We start from the raw sequence: 18,793 nt of genomic DNA, 5'->3' as shown, positions 1-18,793 counted from the left end.
GCGATGAAGCACAAAGGCGCAAGGACACGATCGAACAGGGGAGCCATGAGGGACGCGATTCCGATGGACTGAGACTAGGCGATACGGTCGATAGTGCCACGCGCATGGTTCCCGCCAGCCTCGACTCCATGGCCGCCGCAACGGAAGAACGCTCGAACGATATCGACATCGACCGGCTCACGGCTGCGAATATCAAATCGTGCGCCCGCGTTCAGCGTCAGGGCCAGATGAGAGTAAGGTCCGCCACGGTCCGCGCAGATATCCGACTCCCACGTATCGATGGCCGACAATTCGCCAACTCGCCATCGGAAACTCCAGACTTTGCTGCTGAAGCCCTGCCAATCGCCTGCGGTCCAGAGCACGATTTGCTTCATGTCATCAAGTGGATCGACGCGCGGCAATATCGAGTCGCTATCGACGCCGTCATAGTCCACCGAAGTGACCTCGAAACCGAGCGGTAACCACACGTCCGGGGCGCATTCCTGCCAGTGCGGCCAACGCCCGCGGATCCTCGCAAGATAGTCCGCGTCTGTCAGGTTCAGCCAACCGTGGCCGAGTACGTCGAAGTGCAAGCTGATGTGGATCCGGTCGTTCCGCCAATCCATGAACATGTGCGAATCTGGACGAATTTCCGGCGCAACGCCTTCCGCTACGCGCATCCCCTTTACCACCTGAACCAACGCCGCCTTGTCTGTCAACCCGTTGATGCCTGAGAACCGGAAAGAAGCCCTGCGCGGCGGGAAATTTGCGAACGGTTCATCGTGGCGATGCAGATCCAGCTCGGCTATGGTCAGGGGGCCGGCCTGCAGCAGGCCCGCGCTGCCGGCATCGACCCACGCCGCCAGCGCATCCGCAATTTGCGAGCCATCGAGTATCGGGGCCGGGTCGAGCTTCAACATCGGCAAGCGAGTCCACAGCACCCGCTTGCAAGGTCGCGACGCCTGTAGAACCGCTTCGATTTGCGCGAGTTCGATGCCGAAGCGCCGCTGGAGCGACGCATAGAACGGGTCCGACGCGCTACGTGGCGGCGCAAACTGTTGCTCGCAGCCTTGCATCAGTTGAAAACTCATTCGCCGCAACGGGATCTCGCTGCAGGAATGGGCGTCGGCATACCGCGTCAATTCGATGGCGACGACCTCGCTCCATGGCACGCAGACCTGTCCGTCGTACGCGGCAAACACTAGTGCGTCGTCGCGCAATTCGTACTGCTGTTCGCCAGCATCATCGTCCGGCGGCTTCTCGAAATCCGCCACGTCGCGATCGGTGGCAAACCATCGTGGCGGCGAGGGCAATCGCGTCAGATCGGGCGCGCTGATGTCCAGCGACTGCCAGCGACCGGCACGATAGGTTCCCCGCGAGGCGTCGATGCTCAACCGCCGGGCGGACCAGCCTGCAAAGTCGGGGGAGGACAACGGATGGAGAAAGCGTACCTGTACCGTCTGGTATCGCCCGCCGTCGCCACCCTTGCGCACTGGCACAGTAAAGCGGCATCGCCATCCGAAGTCATGCTCGCCGACACGCAGCGAGCAAAGCTCGACGGGATTGCCAAAGCGCGCCAGGTCGAAGGTGAAATGGTCGTAGGTGGTGATTTGCACGATCCGATGCTTGCCAACAGGGTGCGTGCCTTGCCGGAAAAAAAGCGGCGCAAGCAAGGCAAACCCAACCGCGGTAGGCCTTTCCTACCGCGCCAGGGCACTATGATGCCGCATCGTCAAGGCAATACCACGACTCAGAACCGGTGATTGACCGTCAATTCGACCCGCCGTCCTGCCCCCTGCAGCCACTGCGTGGGGTTGTAGTAAGCCGTCGCGACATAGTGCCGGTCGAACACATTGAAGCCGCGCAGCGACAGCGTGGTGTTCTTGCGCGGCCGCCATTGCAGCAGCAGATCCGTGGTGGTGTAGGCCGGCATTTCCAGCGTATTGGCTCGGTCGGCAAAACGGCGGCCGACATAGCGGATGCCGGCGCCTGCTGTCCATTCCGGCAGGAAGCGCCAGGTCAGCCAGGCATTGGCCAGCCGCTCGGGCACGTCGGTCGGCACGTTGCCGGCCCGCGAGACCGCCGTGCCGTTCACCGATTCCGTGAAGTCGTCATAGCGTGCCTGCAGCAGCGCCGCATTGGCATCGAGCCGCCAGCCGGACAGGAATTCGACGCCGACGCTGGCCTCGATTCCACGCGACGATTGTTCGCCGACCTGTACGCTTTGCGCGGGATTGGCTGCGTCGCGGGTGACCAGGTTCTTTTTGACGATGTGATAAGCCGCGACCGTCCATTCCCCTTTGCCGTTCCAGAAGTCCTGCTTGACGCCGGCTTCGATCTGGCGGCCGGTGGACAGGTCGAAATGGCTGTTGGAGGACGACAGCATCAGCAGCGCGCTGACGGGATCGGCGGCTTCCGAGTATTGCGCGTATAGCGCGAGATTCGGCGTCAGGTTGTAGACCGTTCCCGCGCGCCAGCCGACGTGCGAAAACGTCCTGTCGAACGCCTCGCGATGGGCCATCAGATCGTGGCGTTCGATCCGCGCATGGTCATAGCGCAAACCGCCCAACACCGACCAGCGCGGCGTGATTTCGAGCCGATTCTCGGCAAACAAGGCGTACTGGACCGCCTCGTTGCTGTAGCGCGGCGCTGTGCCGGCCACGTTGATGAACTGGCCGCGATCGAACGTGTAGGGATCGACGACGGTGCTGCCGGAGTAGGGGGAGTTGTTGGTATGGCGAAACGATGCCCGATTGATGTCGAAGCCGACCGCCAGGCTGTTGTTCATGCCGAACAGCGCATGGCGATAGACCACGTCGGTCGTATTGCCGACCTGCCACTGGTCATGAAGGATCTCGACATAGGACGAACGCTGGATCAGCCCGCTCGCCGGCAGATAGTCGTAGTACTCGGCATTGCGCCAATGGCGTTTGCTGTCGATGTAGTAGGCCCGCGAGCGAACCGTCAGATCGGCGCTCGGCGTCCACCGCGCCGACAGTTCGGTCCACTGGTCGTCGTACTGGATGCGGCTGTCGCTGACGTTGTAGTTTCGCGTTCGCAAGGACGGATCCTGGCGGCCATTGATCAGCGGCACGCCGAAATAGCGTGCCGGCTGCTGCCAGCCCTTGGCGTAACTCAGCTTGAGCGCAAGCTCGGGCGTCGGATCCCATTGCAGCGCGCCCGACACCGACAGATTGCGCGAATCCCCGAAATCCACCGACCCATCGGTACGATTGCCGCTGACATCGAAGCGGTATGACCAGCGTTCGTCGATGGCGCCGCCGCTGCCGAACGCGAGCCGCTGGGTGTTTTCCGTGCCGATCGTCGCCTGGATTTCGTTCTCGATCGGACCGCGCGTCGGCTTCTTCGGCACCACGTTGACGACGCCGCCGATCGCGCCCTCGCCATAGATCACCGAGGCGGGACCGCGCAGCACCTCGATGCGTTCGACCGACCAGGTATCGAACGGATAGGTGACACCGATCCCGCCGTATTGGCGCACGCCATCGTAGAGCCGCATGACCGAAGCCGCATCGGTAAAGCCTCGCGCGGATAGCGAAGCGCCGCCATTGCCGGGATGGCCAAGCCCGGACAGCCCCGGGGCGCGGGTAATGGCATCGACCAGCGACACATCGCCCCGGATCTCGAGCTGGTCGCGGGCGATGACGTCCACGCTGGCCGGCGTCTGCATCGGTGTCAGGCCGAGATTCGACCCGATCGAGGCCGGTTCGTCCAGCCCGGTCTGGCCGCCGGCATGGACGGTGACCGGTGCCAGTTCGTGGATCTCCGGCGATGGATCGGCGGCTTGGGCGGACAGGCAAACGGCGGCAGCGGCTAGCGCCACCTCGCGTGGAAGAAATCGGGCCATGGGCAAATGGATGTGTCGGCGGAAAAGGCGCGCGACCAAGAGAGGCGGTTGTTTTTTTGCTGCCCGATTCTATTTGCCACGCCTTTAGCGGTACATGCGACACCATGCCGCAGGACCCGCGCAGGTTTTCGTCGCAAAGTACGCACTCGCGCCGCAATGGCGCATTTCCCAAGAGATTTACACCATCACCGCGCGCCGATGCCCGTGTCGATTTCCCAAACCCGTTCCGGAACCTCTGCCGCCCACCGCACGCTTTGGCGCTGGCATTTTTATGCCGGCCTGTTCGTGATGCCGTTTCTGATCGTGCTGGCAATCACCGGCACGATCTATTGCTTCCAACCGCAAATCGAGCCATGGCTGTATCCGCAGTTATTGCGCGTAACGCCGCAGGGCGAACCGCTTCCGGCGCAAACGCTGCTGGAGCGGGCGAGAGCGGCGGCCCCGGCCGGAGCAGTCGCCACGACCTACACGTTGCGCAATGACCCGCGCGCCAGCTCCGAATTCATCTTCCGGCTGCCCTCGGGCAACAGCGAAAGCCTCTATCTGAACCCGTACTCCGGCGCGGTGCTGGGCAGCCTCAGCGTCGAGGACCGCTTGATGAAGCAGGTCCGCATGCTGCATCGCGCATTGCTCGCGGGCAAGCCCGGCGAAGTGCTGATGGAACTGGCCGGATGCTGGACGCTGGTGATGATCGCCACCGGCCTGGCGATGTGGTGGCCGCGCTTGCGCGAATCAGGCGTTGCCGCGTTTCGGATGCGGCCGGCAAGCGGCAGGCGAGGGCGTTGGAAGGAAATCCATCTACTGCTCGGCGTGTCGCTCGCCGTCGGCGCGCTGCTGTTCGTGCTGTCCGGTCTGCCGTGGACCGCTCTCTGGGGCAAGCAGTTCAAGGCCATCACCACCGCGGCGAATCTGGGACGGCCGGCCGATGGCGGAGCGGGGCACATGCACGCACCGGCCCGCGATCGAAGCAATGGGGGCGATGCCGGCCAGGAAGACCATCGAGGCCACACGAAGACCATGGAGTCGCTGCCGCTTGGCGATGTGCCATGGGCCACGGGATTGACCGCCGTGCCAGCCCGTTCCGTCGCCTCCACCGGCCATGCAGCCATCGGGCTGGATCGGATACTGGCCATCGTCCGCGCGCGCGGTGCCGGTCCGGGATGCCAGGTCGCGCTGCCGGCAGGCACCGGCTCGGTCTACTCGGTTTCCTGCTTCCCCAACGATCCCAGGGGAGAACGAACGCTGCATATCGATCCGCACAGCGGCAATATCGTCCGCGATATCCGCTATGAGGATTACGGCGCCGTCGCCAAGGCGGTGTCGTACGGCACCTCGCTGCATATGGGCAGGTATTTCGGCATGGCCAATCAGATCGTATGCGCGGTGATCTCGCTGGGCCTGATGGCGCTGGCGATCACCGGCTTCATCATGTGGATCAAGCGAAAACCGGCCAATGCGCTGGGCGCGCCGTCGCGTCCGGCAAGCCCGCCGCCGATGCGCGCATGGGTGGCAGGGCTGGCGGTATTGGGTGCGATATTCCCGCTGATGGGGATCACGATGCTGGTGGTGTGGATCATCGACCGGTCCGTCGCCAGAACGGCCGGCGCGCCGCCGGAACCGGTACGGCGATGATCGGACCGGATGCTCTCGGACGCCGATCCGCAATCACCCCGTGCCGGCCCCAGACGCAGGCTGCAGCACGATAATAGCCATGCCGGCCAATGCCACGGACGCGCCGATGACATCCCAGCGCGTCAGCGGCAAGCCATCCACGAGGCGAAGCCACAGCAGCGCGACCGCAATATAGACGCCGCCATAGGCCGCATACGTGCGCCCCGCGGCCGTGGGATGCAAGGTCAGCAACCAGGCGAACGCCGCCAATGCCAGCGCCGCGGGAATCAGCAGCAGCGGACTCTTTTCCTGCTTTAATACCAGGTAGGGCAAATAGCAGCCGACGATCTCGGCCAGCGCCGTCAGCACGAACAGCGCCGTATAGGCTAGGAAGGTCACGGGTCGAAGCGGGCAGGGTAGCAATGGTCCGCATTGTCACACGGCAATGCCGTGCCCCGACCGCCCGAACACCGCGCTCGCCGCGCTGCGAGTTTGAAGAGAAACCGAAATGAAGAACGACGAATTGCAGCAAGACCCATCCGCGTCGGCGCTGATCGATGCACGGATCGAGGAGCTGGGCGACTGGCGAGGCGAAATGCTCGCCAGGCTGCGCGCGCTGATCAAGGAAGCCGCTCCCGACGTCATCGAAGAATGGAAATGGCGCGGCGTTCCCGTGTGGTCGCACAACGGCATCATCTGCACCGGCGAGACCTACAAGAGCGTCGTCAAGATGACCTTCGCCAAAGGCGCGGCGCTGCCGGATCCCGCCGGGCTGTTCAATGCAAGCCTGGACGGCAATACCAGGCGCGCCATCGATTTCCAGCAAGGCGCGCAGATCGACGAGAAGGCGTTGAAGGAGCTGGTGCGGGCGGCGGCGGTGTTGAACGGCAGCAAAGGAAAGCGCCGCTGATACCGCTCCCGCCATGAGCCCTTGCTGAAGCCGCGTGTCGAGCGCCAACCGCCGGCCCAAATGCGGTCAGCGCTCGACGGTCCTCCGATTACAGGGGGCGGCCGAGAATATCCTCTCCGACCAGATCGGCCGTCGCCCGCAGCGCCTGCCGCACGCGGAAGTCGGCGGCATGGCCGCCGCGATCGCGATAGGACAGCGTCAGCGGCCGCTGTGCCTGCACCGATTGGCCATCGATGACATCCGCGGCGCGTACCGCGTCGGCATCGCCCGGCACCACCAGCCGCAGCGCCATCACGATCGGATCGGCATCGGGCAGTGTCCCGTCGACGCGCCAGTCGCTGTTGGCGCGTTGGACCAGCACGGTGCCGTCGGCCAACTGGGAGCAGCGCCAGGGGTTGACCGACGCCGGCCGTATCAGCATGCGTGCGACGGTATCGGCAACCGGCTGCGCCAGCGGCGCATTCAGGTGGGCTTCGGCCTCGACCACATCCACCGGCCAGGCGGCGGCCCAGTCCTGCGCGGTGAGGCCGGCGTGCAATGCCTGCTGGCGTACCGCCACGGCACCCGTCAGCAGCACGGTGCCGGCGTGCCGCGCCTCGTCGAGCGCGATCTGCATGACGCCTAGCGCCTGCAGCGCCTGATCGAGGCGCCGCGCCCCCGGCTCACCCGCGGTCAACGCTTGCTCGCGTGCCGCCAGACTCTGCATGGCCGTGTCGGCCAGCTGCACCACCGCGCCCAGCACGGCCAGAATCTCGCGGCAGCGCGCCGCACGCTCGGCATCGCGCAACGCGCCGTCGTCGCGGATCGCGTTCCAGATGAAATTCACGGCGGCAAGATTGACCCAGGTGCCGGCGCGCAGCTGGGGCGCCAGCCACGCGTCAAGCGCGTGGCACCAGCCTTGCTGCACCGCCGGTGTCGAAGCCTGCAAGGCCGCCAGCAGGCCGGCCAGCGACCAGACGCGTATCCGCGCCACCGTATCGTCGGCGTTGCCCAGCGCCGCGGCGCACGCAGGCAGGGCGGCCGCCAAGGCCTGTCGGCGTGCGGCGACGGCGTTGCGCAAATCGGCATCGCCGCTGCCCAGGGCCCGGTCCAGGCGCTCCAGCCGCTTCGCCAGCTTGGTGTCCCGGGGCGGCTGGCCCGTCGACAGGGCCTCGCGCACGATGGTGCTGAAGTCGTCGACGAAATAGCCCAGATCCGGCACCGGCAGTTGCACCTGCGATACACCGGGGCGATTGCCGATCCGCACCTCGCTCCAGTGCTCGCGCAGCTCCACCGAGCTGCGGGTGGCGATGCCGATATCGATCAACTCCCCGTTGATGCCGACCGGGCCGGAAGGGTCTCCGAGATTGGCAAGGACGATTCCCGTGACGGCGCGTGGCGCCGCACCGAGGCGTTCGGCCTGATCCTCCGCGTGCATCGCGGCTTCGCTATAGGGCGACGCCTCCGGCAGCGCGTCATGCACGCCCGCCAGTTGCGCTTGCGGCTGCGGCGGCCGCCAGGCGTTCAGTACGTTGGCATGGGCGTACATCAGCGCGTTGAACTGGAAGCGGAACACGTCCATCTTGGACAACACCAGATCGTTGACCGCGCCGAACGCGGCATACCAGTCCGCCGCCGGCAGCGTCGGATCGATCAGCACGCCGGTGTCCCAGTCGTTGCCGCCTTCCGCAGGCGCCCCCAACGCCGTGTACAGCGCGCGGCCGCCTTTCAAAAAGAAGCGCAGGCAGTCCTCGTTGCGGTGAAATTGCTGACGCAGCTGCTGGTTCAGGTTTGCGATCGCGTCGGCCAGCTCTCGCACGCGGGCTTCGTGCCAAGGCGTCAGCCAGTCGAATGAACTGTGCAAATATCCCGTCGCGGCGCCGCTGATGACTGCCCTGGTCTCCAGGTCCATACGGCCCTGCGCGGCATAGCCCTCGAAACGATGCATCAGCCGGTACAGGTAGAAATCGCGGATGTTGTAGAGCGCCCGCACCGAAGCCACGCTCAATGCCGCTGACGACAGCGGCCGCATGACGTTCTGATGCAGGTCGTCGATCAGCGAGGCGGGGTCCTTGGCCGCATTGGCGGCCCGCCATGCCCCGATGGCATCCTGCGGGCTGGCCTGGTCAATAAAGTGCAAGTACTGCAGTGCAGCCCAGATCGGATCGGCGACCAGATCCGCCGTGCGCACCGGCACCGCCAGCGTGCACAGACCGATGGCCTGCTGCAGAAAGGTGTTGACGGCATCGGCCAATGCCGGCGCCAGCGGCAGCGCCGGATTGGCCGACGCCAGACGCTCGCAGCGCTCCAGCTGCTCGCGCATTGCCTGCAGGCGCTGATCGGCCATCGGCGCATTGCGCAGCTGGGTCCGCAACGGCGAATCGGGAATATCCAGCGGCTCGGGAGCCTGCGTGTCAAGCACGAAGAAGCGGGCCAGCGCCGCGCCTTCGGCCTCCCGCTTCGCATTGACGTCCTGCGCCTGTGCGCGCTGCTCGCGCACCAGACGCTGGTACTCGGTCTCGAGCACCTGCAGCGGATGGACGGAAACCGCTTGCCAGCCGATCGAGGCGGCCCGCTGCGGGGCATCGACGATCTGGTACTGGCCCGCATGCGGCCGCGGCACGGACGCGGTCAGCTGCCGCGCCACGGTATTGAAGAAGGGGGCAATATTGGCCATGGTGTCACCGGATAGGTAAGGCTCGGCCCACGACGCGACGCAAGGCGTGGCGACGCGAGCCGGGCAGGGCAGGGCATGGATCAACGGCCCACGGCGCCACCGCGGGCCGCGCGTGCTTACTTGCCGTCGATCTCTTCGAGCACGGCGCCGACGATGTAGCAGGTACGGTCCCGCGGATTGACGGTGCCGCCGTCAAAGCTGTCGGGTCCGAAGGTCACGACCACGTCGCCGCTGGCATCGTCGCTGCGGGCGCTGGTGGTCTTGTAGGACTGCTCGGCGTGGCCGAGCGGGATCAGCCCGAACAGGTTCAGCTTGACGCCGACGTTCTCCTGAAACATCGACTTGATCGACGACGCGTCAGCCTTGTGGAAACGCAGCGTCACGGTCGGGCGCTGGCTCAGCACGAGGGTGCGGGCACGGGTAAAGCGGCCCTGCGGACCAAATACGGCGCGCCCCTTCCATTCGTCCGAACTCAGATAGAAACCGGTGAAGTCGTCGCCAGCCTTGTTGCGCGCCAGTTCGTCGACGATGACCTTGTCGTACCAGCCGCTCTGGCCGTTGGCCGACAGCACCCGCGGCGACGGCGAAATCGGCGTGACGCCGGTGAACGCCATCTCGATCGACATCGACTGATTGCGCGACATCATCTTGTCCAGGTTGTACTGCGCCGAGCCGCCCACCGAGATCGACAGGAAGTCCAGCGGGATGGTCACGCCTGCGCCGCCGCCGACCGACATCGACGTGGTTCCGCTCTCGCTGTAGGCCACGCTGGCCTTGACGGTGACCGTATTGCCGGTATTGCGCAGCCGCCCGAGCAGCTCGGTCGGCGTCGGAATATTGTCGAAAGCGGCGACGTAGCTGCCGTCTTCGACCTGCAGGCCACCGTTGCTGGCGCTGGGGTTCAGCACGTTGGCCGCCGCGGCATTGAGCCGTTGCAGCGCATCGAACTGTGCCTGCTTGACCGTCAGCGCCGGAGCGGCCGCCAGTGCCCAGGTCAGATAGACGATGCGCACGCTGGCGTCGAGCTTCGACGGATCGTTGCCGTACTCCTTGCGCACGACGTCATTGATGTACAGCGCCTTGTTGGCGAAGCCGGAGCCGTCGAGCCGGATCGTCCCGTAGGCTTCCTCCCAGGCGGAGATTAGCGCCTGTTGCTGCGCGGCTGCGTCGTCGAGCGCCTTTTGCACGCGCGTATTGTCGGCCGTGGACAACTGGTACGAAGCGCTCTTGAGCAGCCGCATATACAGCCCGGAATAGCTGTCTGTGTTGTCGAGTGTCTTCGCACCGTTGCCGCCGTCGATCGTCGGGTAATCCAGCACCTTCAGCGTGAACGGGTTGAAGTACGCGTTCGCACCCACGGTGGTCTGGAAATTGAATCCCGGCGGATAGATCAGCGCGCGCAGCTCGCCATTGAGCTGGCTGCCGAGCATCGTGCGCATCTGCGCCTCGATCGCCGCGAGAAAGTTCTGTTGTGCCTGTTGCTGGTCGCTCATTGCATGCTCCTTCGGTTGGAGGGGAGAACGTCAACGCAAACGTCGTCGACGCGACCCAGCGTAGGTGGCAGACACAGGGCAGCAGCAGGCAGTTTGTCTCTACCGGTCGGCAGGCTGTCTCACCCCCCTCGAAGGAAGGGAATGCGCGCGATCGCGCCATTGCCGTGGGGTGAGCCCGTGAGCCCGGCGAAACGCACGGATGAATGCGGATACATCGGCGTAGCCGCAGTCGTAGGCAATGCCTGCGAGCTTCACGGCATCACCGTCGGCTTCCAGCAGGGCCCGCGCATGCGCCATGCGGGCGTCCAGCAGTTGCGTTGCCACCGTCGTACCGTGCATGGCGAAGGCCCGGTACAACGTCGGGCGCGAGCAACCGACGGCACGAGCAAGACGCTGGCCGGTCAGCTGCGGATCGGACAGGTGGGAGGCGATATGGGCAAGGGCCGCGCGATAGACCCGTGCGGCCGCGGAAGAGGGCACGGCGCTGCCGGGCGGAGCAGTGGCCGCCGGCGGGGAGGCGGCAGCGGCATGAGCCCATGTCCGCAGCAGGGTGGCGGCCAGTTCGGCGGTCGCCAGCGCCATGGCGATGGATTCGTCCCGGGACAATTCCGGCGCCAGGCGGGCAAGCAGCAGCATCTGCGCGCGCAGATACGTCGCCAGCGGCACGGACAAGGGCAGTTGCCCGCCCGGCTGCAGCGCGGACAGGGTATAGCCCAGCGTGCCGGCAGCCCAGTCCGACCGCAACGGCAGCAGATAGACAGGGGTACCACGCGCCTGGCCACGATAAGCGGGCAGGGCGCCCTGCAGCAGGAACAAGCTATCGCCAGGCGGCGCGACGGCTGCCGTCAGCGGCGGCTCCTTGAACAGCGCCGCGCCCAACCACAGCGGCGGTGCGCTTGCAGACGGGGCGTCGTTTGCGCCGAGCGCGATCGTGTCCAGGCGGAACAACCGCATGGACCCGTCGGGCATACGCTCGCCCAGATAACCGAATGCCAGGACATCGGCGGGCAAGGCCGCAAGCTCGCGCACGCCGGCCGTCGTCGCGGAACAGAAAGCACTGAGCAGCAGGGGCGGCAGCGCATCGGGCTGGCGGCCTCCTGTCTCGTCTTCCATGTGTGGCCGGTCGCGGATAAGGGCCGCACCATTGCTTGCCGGGCCGGCCTCGGCGTCAAGACGGGGAGTGTGCCCGCTTTATACGCTACCGGTGTATCGGCCGATTCAATACAGAATTAATTGCCATGGAAATGGCAATGGAACAGCTTGTCGAATGCAATTGACAGAAATGCGTTGCCAATCGTCATTGCAATTCCAAAAACGCCTACTCAGGCAGCCACCTGGCTCGCACACGACCGAAATCGCCGCTAGCGGTGCTCAGATGCAGCCACTGATCGACGAAGTGCTTGAACACCTCGTCGCCCTGCGGCAGCAAGTACGCCATCTCGGCGTATTGCAAAGGTTTCTGCGGATTGACTGCGCATAGTTCCGGATGCGCCTTGCTTTGCACGATCGCTTCCGCGGCTTCCGTGACAAAGACGTCGGCATTCTTCTTGATGACCTCGTCGAAGATCGTCAGGTTGTCCGAATGGATCTTCAACTGGGCGCGATCGAAATGCGTCCGCGCAAAGCGCTCGTTGCTTCCGCCCGGATTGGCGATGACCCGCACCGCCGGCTGATTGATCGATTCGATCGTGTGGAACCTGGCGGCGTTCTCGCAGCGGGTCAACGGCGTCTTGCCATTGATCATGTAAGGAGCACTGAAATAAGCCTGGCGCTGGCGTTCCAGCGTGACCGAAATACCGCCGACGGCAATATCGCATTTGCCGGCGACGAAATCCGGCATCAGGTTCGCCCAGCTCGTCTTGACGTATTGCGGCTTGGCTTGCAGGGCCGTGGCCAGCGTCTGCATCAGATCGACATCGAGACCTTCGAACGTGCCGGGCGCCTTCTCGAAACTGAACGGCTTGTAGTCGCCAGGCGTGCAGATCCGCAGGGTGCCGCTGTCCTTGATGCGGTTCAAGGTCGAATTGGCCGGCTGGGCCAAGGCAGAGCAGGGCAGGCAGACCAGGGCAAGGACGGCCAGGGCGTTTTGGGTTCTCTTCATCGTGGAATCTCCTCGGCGGTGGCTTTTGCGGTATTCGAAGCGCGATTGTGCACGAAACGGAACACGCCACGGCGGCCATCGCCACACTTTCATAGCGATCCTTATTGGCTGGCTGGCGAAGTGGACCCGGCAAGGCAGAGATCGAAGCCGCCCCGGCCGAATCGAGGCGACGCGACGTGCTAACCTTTTTGACCTGCATCGCCCCCCAGGGGCGCGAAACGGCGGTCCGCCGCGCACCCGGCAGCGGGATTCAAAAGGAACGTGATGGATCAATTCAGCCTGTTCGGCGAGGGCCCGATCGAGGCCTCGATTCCTGGGCTGATTTACCAGCCCGATTTCCTTTCGCCTGATGAAGAAGCGTCCCTGATCGACATCATTCGATCTCTGCCTTTGCAGGCGGCGCGGTACAAGGGCTATCTGGCCCGGCGGCGGGTGGTCAGCTTCGGGGGCAGCTACGACTTCGACAGCAACGAACTGCTGCCTGCGCAGCCCCTCGACGCACGGCTGCTGCCGCTGCGCGAACGCGTCGCGCAATGGGCCGGAATGTCGCCGGAACGTTTGGCCCATGCCCTGGTGGCGGAGTACGCGCCGGACACGCCCTTGGGCTGGCACCGCGACGTGCCCGATTTCGAGCGCATCTTCGGCGTATCGCTCGGTGGTGTCGCGCGATTGCGCTTCCGTCCTTATCCATACAGCACGTCGCTACGACGCCAAATTGTGGCGCTCGACGTGGAGCCCAGATCGATCTACCGGATAGAAGGCGACGCACGCTGGCAGTGGCAACACAGCGTCGAGCCAACCAAGGAATTGCGCTGGTCGATCACGTTCCGGGAACGCCGCGGCGTGGTACGTGGGCGCTGAGGATCGCGAGGAAGATCCGGCCTGCGTTTGGCTGAGGCGGGCCCCGGGAGCTCGGACATCTCCAATCATCCCGAAGCGGACATTTCAATTCATGCCTGACCGTACCGCCGATAATGTTTGTTATGTTAAATCGCATTTGCCACTGAATACACCGGCATCAGGATGACCAATCCGGACGCTGCCAAAGGCAGCGTCCGTCCGACTTTAGGCAAATCTGGATGGTGTTGCCTGTCAGACAACGCTGGTTGCGTGGGACATCGGCAGGCCCCACGCGCAACTCACCAACTCACCACCGCACCCGCACCCCCACATTGGCCCGATAGTCGTGGCCGCTGCCTGATCCTTCCAGGCTGCTCCTGACCAGCAGCTCGCCATAGAGACCAAAACGATCATCCTTCCACGTCACGGCCCCGCCTACGCCGAGACCGGCCCACAAGCGGTCCTTTCTGGTGGAGAGCAATGCGTCGCTGACATTGACCGTCGTGCCGCCGCGGAAGTCGTAGTACAAGTTGGCGATCCCGTAGACGTTGGCGCGTGCGGCATGGCCGGCCGGGTCCCGCCAGGCGGTCGTGTAATCCAGGGCGACGCCGAGTCGGCTTGTCAGGCTGTCGGCCTTGTCACGGTTGACACGTGCGCCGAACGGGTCGGTGAAGCCATCGAAGCTGATCGACGAATAGACGAGCTGGGCCTGCGGTGTCACGGACCATGCATCGCTGACGGCGAGGCGCTGGCCCGATTCGATGCTGAAGGCGCGGCCGAAGCCCTTGTTGTCGCTGCTCAGGCGTCGTCCCAGCGTGCCGGATGTCAGGTCGCTGTCGTACCAGGTTGCCTGGGCCTGACCGTCGACGTAGAAGCCGCTGGCGCCCGACCATGTTGCCGTTCCGCTCAGGCCATACCCGTCCACGCGAATCCTGCCGTTGCCGAAGAACGAGTTCACACCCGCGCTCCCGCGGCTGTATTGCGTGCCGATGCCCGCAAACAGACGGCCGGATGCGTTCTCGACAAGCAACGCGTCGAAACCGGCCTGCGCCTTGACCTGGTCAAGATCCCATTGCGTTCCAGTGCTCGAATGCCCGGAACCGACCGCAAGATGCCGGCCTTCTACGCGTGCCCAGCCTGCACCCTGGCGCCCCACCCCACCATCCGAACCGGTATGTGTCGACGCTGGCGCGGTGGACTGCCCGTCTGCCCAGTAGCGGCTACCGACGCGTTGATGCAGCGTGGGCAGCTCGTTCATCGCCAGCAGTACCTGGGAATAGGCCTCATAGACGGGGGCGCCCGGTTGATACAGCGGCGATGCTGGCGCGGCAGTCGGGTTCAACAGGCTCGAGCGCAGATACCAGTCGCCGTCGGCCGGCGTCGAAATCCCGTTCTTTTGAAGCGTGTAGGCGTAGGCGCCACCGATCACGGCCTGCTGGCCCTGCATGGTGTAGTCGCCTTGCAGCGCGAAATTGCCCGTGGATTGGCCGGCAACGTCAACGAGCTTGATCCCGTTGACGGTCTGCGCGCCGGCTCCGCCGACGTTCGACACCTTGAGCGTGGTCGTGCCCGACGTATCGCCCCGCACGACGAGACGATCGGTCACGGAATTGTCCCCACCGAGGGCCGCGCGAAGCTGTACCGTACCGCCAGCACCGGTGTAGTTGCCGGCGACGGTCAAAGCCGAACCATTGCCGTCCAGGCTGACAGTACCGGCATTCGTCAGCGCCCCGACAGTCTGCTGGAATCCATTCATGGCCAGCGTCGCGCCGCTGCCGACGGTGTAAGCCGACGCAGCGCTCAAGACCTGTGCCGCGCCGGCGGCGAGTGTGCCACCGCTGATCTGGGTAGCACCGGTGTGCGTATCGGCGCCCCGCAGCAGCAACGTGCCGGCGCCGGCCTTGGTCAGACCGCCCGCGCCTGCCATCCCGCCCGTCAACGTCAAGGTAGTACCCGCATCGGTCAGCACGCTCCCCGCGCCGGTCAGTGCCACGCTGCGGTCGCTGGTCATGGTGGCGGTCGTTCGCAGCGTGCCATCGCCGATGCTCAGACCGCTGCCCGCCGCGCCCAGATTGGCTTCGCGCGAGATGCTCAGCGTCCCCGCCTGGATATGCGTGCCGCCGCCATACGTGTTGTTGCCGTCCAGCACCAGCGTGCCCAGATCCGTCTTCTGCAGGGTTCCGGCTCCACCGAGCTCGGTACGGATCGTGGCCGTCATGCCCTGCCCTGCGGCCGTACCGTCGCCCACGCGAATGACGTTGGTGCCGCCGCTCAGCGTCAGCGCATCGCCGGTGATGGTGTATCCGCTGCTGGCGAACTGCATGCCCGACGTCGTGACATGGCCCAGGCTGTTGTCGACCGTGACCGTACCCGGGGCGGCCGCGAATACCGCAAAGGCGCCGCCCGCGTAAGGCCCACTGGAATTCCCCGTGCTGTCAGCCCAGTTGTCCTTGCCGGCCATGCCCTGCCAGGTGCCATCGCCGCCATGAATGGCGCCGCTGTTCGGCGAACCCGCGCCATTCCAGAAGTTCAGCGTGATTCCGGTGTTGTTGACCAGGTTCACCTGATTGGCGACGGAGGTCTGCACGTAGTAAGTACCGGCAGGGCCGGCACCGATGCTCAACCCGCTGTTGGTCAGCGTGCCGGCATAGTTGAAGATGCGATACACGCCCGGATCGAAGCTTCCGCCCGGCGAGACGCTGACGTTCAGTACGCCGCCGAGCGCGAGATTGCCGTTGACGACGGTCAGGTCGTTGAGCGGGCCGCCCGGTGTGTTGGCTTGGCCGAACTGGTAGTCGAGCGCCGCGCCGCTGGCCAGGCTCAGGTTGCCGTTGACGGTCAATGCGCCCACCGCTCCAGTTGCGCCTGGGCTCAAGGTGGCGCCGTTCGCCAGCGTGACGCTGCCACCCAGCGTGCCGGTGCCGCCGAGCGTGGCGCCACCTTGCACCGTGGTGGCACCGGTAGCGCCGGCTTGATTGCCATCGACCAGCAAGGTGCCGGCCTGTACCGTGGTGGTGCCGCTGTAGGAATTGGCGCCGGTCAGCACGGTAGTGCCAGCCCCGGCCTGCGTAACGCTGCCGCTGCCGGAAATTGCGCCGCCGAACGTGACGCTGTCGGAACGGTTGAACACCAGCGCGCCGTTGTTCGCCACGTTGCCGGTGATGGAACCGGAGGTGCCGCCATTGCCCAGCTGCAGCGTGCCAGCCGAAACGGTCGTGCCGGCGGCATAGGTGCTGTCGCCGGTAAGTACCAGCGTGCCAACGTCGGTCTTGCCAAGCGAACCGCTGCCCGCAATGACGCCGGTCAGCGTAAGGTCCCCGGTCGTCTGGAAGGTCCCGCCGCCTGCATTCAGGGTGACGGTTCGTGCGGAAGTCAGGGTCGTCGTGTTCCGCAGCGTACCGCCATCCAAGGACAGGCTGCCGGCCGCATTGCCCAGGTTGATGTCGCTCGCGATCTGCAGCGTGCCGCCGCTGATCGACGTGCCACCCGTATAAGTGTTGTTGCCGGTCAGGACCGTCGTGCCGGTGCCGGTCTGCGAGACCGCGCCATTGCCGGAAATCTGGCCGCCAAAGGTATAGGTATCGGCTCGATCGAAGGCCAGCGTGCCGTTGTTTGTCACGTCGCCGTTGATGCTGCCCGACGTGCCGCCATTGCCCATCTGCAGCGTGCCAGCCGAGATCGTCGTCCCGCCCGTATAGGTATGGTTGCCGGTCAGGATGGTCGTGCCGGTGCCGATCTGGCTGACCGCCCCGCTGCCGGAGATCGTGCCGCCATGGATGGCGGTATCCGAGCGGTTGAAGGCCAGCGTGCCGTTGTTCGTGACATCGCCCGCGATGCCGCCCGACGTACCGCCGTTGCCCAGTTGCAGCGTGCCAGCCGAAATCGTCGTTCCGCCCGTGTAGGTGTTGTTGTCAGTCAGCACCGCCGTGCCGGCACCCGTCTTGGTCAACGAGCCGGCGCCGCTGAACGGCGAAGCCACCGTGACATTGAAGCCGCCAGTGTCGAGCGTGAGTCCGCCTGCGGCGACGTTCAATTCGGTGCCGGTAAACCCGCTGACGAAGGCCCCGCTGTTGCCGGTTGCACGCAAGGTGGCGCGGTCGAAGTCCGCCTGTACCGCGCCCGGTCCCGCGGTCAGTGCCCCGGTAGCCAACGTGCCGCCGTTCGATATGGACAGGGTGCCCTGCGATGCTGCCATCGAGGTCATCGTCACCGTGCCGGCCGATGCCACGGCGTCGTCGGCGATGGTCAGCGCGCCCCGGCCGTACGAACCGATACTGAGCGTTCCGCCCGCATTCAATTGAGAACCTGTGCCGGAAACCGTCGCCGAACCGGGTCCCGTCCCGCTCAGGTTGTTTCCGCCGATCGAGATATTGCCCGTGGCCGTCACGACACCGCCGCTGTGAACGTTCAGCGTGCCGCTGCCCACACCGCCGCCCCCCTGGCTGCGGCCCGCGATCAGGTTTCCACCCACATTCCAGCGCGACCCTGTGCCAGAAATGTTGGCGGTGCTGCTGCCTGTACCGATTGCGTACATGGTGGCGTTGTTCGAGCTCAACACACTGCCGCCGGTCACATTGAGCACCGCGGTTCCCGCGACACCGCTCTGGCCAAAGTTCAGACCCGCCAGACTGGCCGTGGCGCCATCCGCAATGTTCAGCGTGCCCGTACTATTGGTACCCGCACCGATGATGGTCACAATGGCGGTAGACCACTCCGATCCCGCGCCGGTCACCGTCATGGTGGCATTGGAGCCCGCGACCAGGCCAAGGGAATGGCCGCCCGTCGTCGCGCTGGACGACAACGTGCTGCCGTTCTGGATGGTGAGCCCGCTCGTGCCCGCAGCCGTGCCCATCTGCAGCGTGCCCATCGTCGCGGCTGCCGGACCCGACGCACCGAGCACCACTGAGTTCGTCTGCTGGTTGATCGTGACATTACCGCTCGGTACCGCATTCGTGGACCAGTTGCTTCCGGTCATCCAGTCGTTGCTGGTTGCACCCGTCCATACCTGGGCACTGGCTGGCGAGGCCAAGCCCCATATGGTCAGGGCACCGGCACCGACGCGAGCGAGCCTTGTCCGGCACCGGCGCCGTTCGCCACCGCTTTTGCCACGCGGCGTGGCGACTTCCGATGCAACGACCCAGCTACCCAAAGCCTGGGACCAGATAATGCGGAACACATGGTTCATTCGGATTTTCCTTTGGAATCCGTTGGACAGGACACGCCCGGCGAATGGTGGCGAAGACGCAGCAGGACCGGCGCGCTGCAATGTCGGCGCGATCCTGGACGGGTAAATAGAAAGAAGCCGTTAGGGAAAGGCGAGAGCTGATCGATGAAC

The 18,793-nt window shown here is 65.1% G+C and carries 11 protein-coding genes; 3 read left to right on the top strand and 8 right to left on the bottom strand.

The annotated features are described in order from the left end of the window. Window positions 1-74 precede the first annotated feature (74 nt). Entirely contained in the window at window positions 75-1,595 is a 1,521-nt protein-coding gene (locus tag LRR16_RS08895; protein WP_232205636.1) for a hypothetical protein, read from the bottom strand. Window positions 1,596-1,729: 134 nt separating this feature from the next. Beyond that, window positions 1,730-3,847: a TonB-dependent siderophore receptor gene (locus LRR16_RS08890; protein WP_232205635.1), complete on the bottom strand. Its 2,118-nt coding sequence runs from the start codon at window positions 3,845-3,847 to the stop codon at window positions 1,730-1,732. 198 nt (window positions 3,848-4,045) lie between these two features. Between LRR16_RS08890 and LRR16_RS08885 the strand changes: the two genes are divergently transcribed. Next, complete coding sequence (locus LRR16_RS08885; RefSeq protein ID WP_232205763.1) at window positions 4,046-5,479, top strand: PepSY domain-containing protein; 1,434 nt, start codon at window positions 4,046-4,048, stop codon at window positions 5,477-5,479. Between the two features lie 33 nt (window positions 5,480-5,512). Here LRR16_RS08885 and LRR16_RS08880 read toward each other — a convergent pair whose 3' ends face one another. Next, the gene (locus LRR16_RS08880) at window positions 5,513-5,857 is read right to left on the bottom strand and encodes a YnfA family protein (protein ID WP_232205634.1); all 345 of its coding nucleotides are present in this window, start codon (window positions 5,855-5,857) and stop codon (window positions 5,513-5,515) included. A 109-nt stretch (window positions 5,858-5,966) separates the two neighbouring features. Here LRR16_RS08880 and LRR16_RS08875 point away from each other — a divergent pair, with 109 nt between their 5' ends. Continuing rightward, on the top strand, window positions 5,967-6,368 hold the full coding sequence (locus LRR16_RS08875; protein ID WP_232205633.1) for a DUF1801 domain-containing protein: 402 nt from the start codon (window positions 5,967-5,969) through the stop codon (window positions 6,366-6,368). Window positions 6,369-6,456: 88 nt separating this feature from the next. On the opposite strand, the gene LRR16_RS08870 is transcribed toward LRR16_RS08875, so the two are convergent. The 4 genes from LRR16_RS08870 to LRR16_RS08855 form a co-directional block, all read right to left on the bottom strand. After that, window positions 6,457-9,024: a hypothetical protein gene (locus tag LRR16_RS08870; protein ID WP_232205632.1), complete on the bottom strand. Its 2,568-nt coding sequence runs from the start codon at window positions 9,022-9,024 to the stop codon at window positions 6,457-6,459. Between the two features lie 116 nt (window positions 9,025-9,140). Further along, entirely contained in the window at window positions 9,141-10,517 is a 1,377-nt protein-coding gene (locus tag LRR16_RS08865) for a hypothetical protein (RefSeq protein ID WP_006576172.1), read from the bottom strand. 99 nt (window positions 10,518-10,616) lie between these two features. Next, a complete protein-coding gene (locus tag LRR16_RS08860; RefSeq protein ID WP_232205631.1) occupies window positions 10,617-11,630 on the bottom strand; it encodes an AraC family transcriptional regulator in 1,014 nt (337 codons plus the stop codon). 205 nt (window positions 11,631-11,835) lie between these two features. Next, window positions 11,836-12,618, bottom strand: a complete 783-nt coding sequence (locus LRR16_RS08855; protein ID WP_232205762.1) for a transporter substrate-binding domain-containing protein — start codon at window positions 12,616-12,618, stop codon at window positions 11,836-11,838. A 264-nt stretch (window positions 12,619-12,882) separates the two neighbouring features. Here LRR16_RS08855 and LRR16_RS08850 point away from each other — a divergent pair, with 264 nt between their 5' ends. After that, window positions 12,883-13,479: an alpha-ketoglutarate-dependent dioxygenase AlkB gene (locus LRR16_RS08850; protein ID WP_023263877.1), complete on the top strand. Its 597-nt coding sequence runs from the start codon at window positions 12,883-12,885 to the stop codon at window positions 13,477-13,479. 286 nt (window positions 13,480-13,765) lie between these two features. Here the strand turns inward: LRR16_RS08850 and LRR16_RS08845 are convergent, their stop codons facing one another. Further along, window positions 13,766-18,643 (bottom strand): autotransporter outer membrane beta-barrel domain-containing protein, encoded by a 4,878-nt coding sequence (locus LRR16_RS08845; RefSeq protein WP_232205630.1) that lies wholly within the window; start codon window positions 18,641-18,643, stop codon window positions 13,766-13,768. Between the last annotated feature and the right edge of the window lie 150 nt (window positions 18,644-18,793).

This window comes from Cupriavidus sp. UGS-1, assembly GCF_021213615.1.
In the GTDB taxonomy this organism is placed as follows: domain Bacteria; phylum Pseudomonadota; class Gammaproteobacteria; order Burkholderiales; family Burkholderiaceae; genus Cupriavidus.
Note: the sequence above shows the minus strand (reverse complement) of the source record. Positions and strands in the feature narration are given on the sequence as shown.